Below are 1,023 nucleotides of genomic sequence, written 5' to 3' on the forward strand. Positions count from 1 at the left end.
CACCGGCGAGCTCGCCGACGCGGTCGCCGCGATGGTGCACGAGCTGGCCTCGCGTCACGAGGTCGCGGCGGTCGGTGTCGCTGCGGCGGGCTACATCGACCGCAGTCGATCGGTGATGCTGCTCTCGCCCAACATCGACTGGCACGACGAGCCGTTGCGTGCGCAGTTCGAAGCACGCATCGGCCGTCCCGTCACGCTGGAGAACGACGCGAACGCCGCGGGGTGGGGCGAGTACCGCTTCGGAGCGGGTCAGGGATCCACCGACATGGTGATGGTGACCCTCGGCACGGGCGTGGGCGGCGCCGTCATCAACGACGGACGTCTGCTCATCGGTGCCAACGGCAGCGCGGCGGAGCTCGGTCACCTGCGGTTCGTCCGCGGTGGTCGCCCGTGCGGCTGCGGACAGAACGGCTGTCTGGAGCAGTACGCGTCGGGGCGCGCCCTGCAGCGCGAGCTGGGTGACATCGCCGAGGCCGGGGGCATCGGCGAGCGGCTGGCCGCGCACCGCGATGCGGACGGCATCGTCCACGGGCCCGACCTGGCGCGCCTCCTCGCCGAGGACGACGCTGGTGCCGTCGAGGCCGTGCGCCGCGTGGCCACCGCGCTCGGAGAGGCCTGCGGAGCCTTTCAGGCGGTTCTCGACCCCGACCTCTACGTCATCGGCGGCGGCGTCGCCGACCTCGGCGAGGTTCTGCTGGAGCCCACGCGGCTGGCGTACGAGACCTCTCTGCCCGGCTTCGGCAATCGACCGACCGCGCGCTTCGTCACGGCGACACTCGGCAACGATGCGGGGATGGTGGGCGTCGCCGATCTCGCCGGGCTGCGCAGCCAGTGAGCCGTCGGGATATCCTCGTCGCATCGTGGACACGGACAGACGTCACAGAGAGGTGAGTCCCGCCTGATGTTCTACTGGGTCATGAAGTACATCGTGATCGGGCCGATCGTCAAAGCGATCTTCCGACCGTGGATCGTCGGGCGGACGAACGTCCCGTCGTCGGGAGCCGCCATCCTCGCGAGCAACCA

At 70.4% G+C, this 1,023-nt stretch carries 1 protein-coding gene and 1 pseudogene; both read left to right on the forward strand.

Going from position 1 to position 1,023, the window contains the following annotated elements:
* Window positions 1-835, forward strand: an 835-nt coding sequence (locus tag I5I_RS07405; protein WP_036318180.1) for an ROK family protein, incomplete at its 5' end; no start/stop codon positions are given.
* 66 nt (window positions 836-901) lie between these two features.
* Window positions 902-1,023 (forward strand): annotated as a pseudogene (locus tag I5I_RS17540) (1-acyl-sn-glycerol-3-phosphate acyltransferase); the annotation flags it as partial.

The sequence above is a fragment of the Microbacterium sp. B24 genome (assembly GCF_000333415.1).
GTDB lineage: Bacteria > Actinomycetota > Actinomycetes > Actinomycetales > Microbacteriaceae > Microbacterium.